Origin of the sequence: Klebsiella sp. K5-306, from assembly GCF_051835185.1 — a bacterium.
Lineage (GTDB): Bacteria > Pseudomonadota > Gammaproteobacteria > Enterobacterales > Enterobacteriaceae > Klebsiella > Klebsiella oxytoca.
The window spans coordinates 1-1,490 of the sequence record NZ_JAIFJY010000056.1 but is presented as its reverse complement, the minus strand read 5'-3'; the positions used below and the strand labels follow the sequence as shown (position 1 = coordinate 1,490).

The 1,490-nt window shown below is 67.6% G+C and carries 2 protein-coding genes; both read left to right on the top strand.

Annotated elements, in window-relative coordinates; all coding sequences use genetic code 11:
- A partial coding sequence (locus K2184_RS28945) for a biotin/lipoyl-containing protein (RefSeq protein ID WP_439237811.1) occupies positions 1-627 on the top strand: 627 nt, incomplete at its 5' end.
- A 15-nt stretch (positions 628-642) separates the two neighbouring features.
- Positions 643-1,490 (top strand): sodium ion-translocating decarboxylase subunit beta (locus K2184_RS28940; RefSeq protein ID WP_316502738.1); only part of this gene is annotated, 848 nt, incomplete at its 3' end.

Here is a 1,490-nt window from a genome sequence, read left to right as displayed (position 1 = left end):
CAGGCCCGCGTGCTCGACGGCGCAGAAGCCATCACCTGCCGCCCGGCGGACCTGCTGAAGCCGGAGCTGGCGCAGCTGGAAGCCGATGTTAAACGTCAGGCGCAGGAGAAGGGCATCGTTCTGGCGGAGAACGCCATCGACGACGTGCTGACCGTGGCCCTGTTCCCGCAAATCGGCCTGAAGTTCCTGGCGAACCGCCACAACCCGGCGGCGTTTGAGCCGGTGCCGCAGGCGGAAGCCGCGCAGCCTGCTCCTGCCCCGGTAAAAGCTGCCGCCTCCGGCGTCTACACCGTGGAAGTGGAGGGCAAAGCCTTTGTGGTGAAGGTCAGCGACGGCGGCGATATCAGCCAGCAGACGGCCGCCGCGCCGGCAGCCTCTTCCGCCCCGGCTCAGGCGGCCGCCCCGGCAGGCGCCGGCACGCCGGTGACCGCGCCGCTGGCGGGCACTATCTGGAAGGTCATTGCCGCGGAAGGCCAGACGGTGGCCGAAGGCGACGTGCTGCTGATTCTGGAAGCCATGAAGATGGAAACCGAAATCCGCGCCGCACAGGCCGGGACCGTGCGCGGTATCGCGGTGAAATCCGGCGATGCGGTGGCGGTGGGCGACACCCTGCTGAGCCTGGTGTAAGGAAGAGGACGCGAAATGGAAAGTCTGAACGCCCTGATTCAGGGCATGGGGCTGATGCACCTCGGCGCCGGCCAGGCCGTCATGCTGCTGGTGAGCCTGCTGCTGCTGTGGCTGGCCATCGCCAGGAAGTTCGAGCCGCTGCTGCTGCTGCCGATTGGCTTCGGCGGCCTGCTGTCGAACATTCCGGAGGCCGGGCTGGCGCTGACCGCGCTGGAAAGCCTGCTGGCCCACCACGACGCCGGGCAGCTGGCGGTGATTGCGGCGAAGCTCAACTGCGCGCCGGACGTCCACGCCATCAAAGAGGCGCTGGCCCTGGCCCTGCCGTCGGTGCAGGGGCAGATGGAGGACCTCGCCGTGGATATGGGCTACTCCGCCGGGGTGCTGGCGATTTTCTATAAGGTCGCCATCGGCTCGGGCATTGCCCCGCTGGTCATCTTTATGGGCGTGGGGGCGATGACCGACTTCGGCCCGCTGCTGGCCAACCCGCGGACCCTGCTGCTGGGGGCGGCGGCGCAGTTCGGCATCTTCGCCACGGTGCTGGGGGCGCTGACGCTGAACTACTTCGGCATCATCAGCTTCACCCTGCCGCAGGCGGCGGCCATCGGCATCATCGGCGGCGCGGACGGCCCGACGGCGATTTACCTCTCCGGGAAACTGGCGCCGGAATTACTCGGCGCCATCGCGGTGGCGGCGTACTCGTATATGGCGCTGGTGCCGTTAATCCAGCCGCCGATTATGAAGGCGCTGACCAGCGAGAAGGAGCGGAAAATCCGCATGGTGCAGCTGCGCACGGTGAGTAAGCGGGAAAAAATCCTCTTCCCGGCGGTGCTGTTGCTGCTGGTGGCGCTGCTGCTGCCGGACGC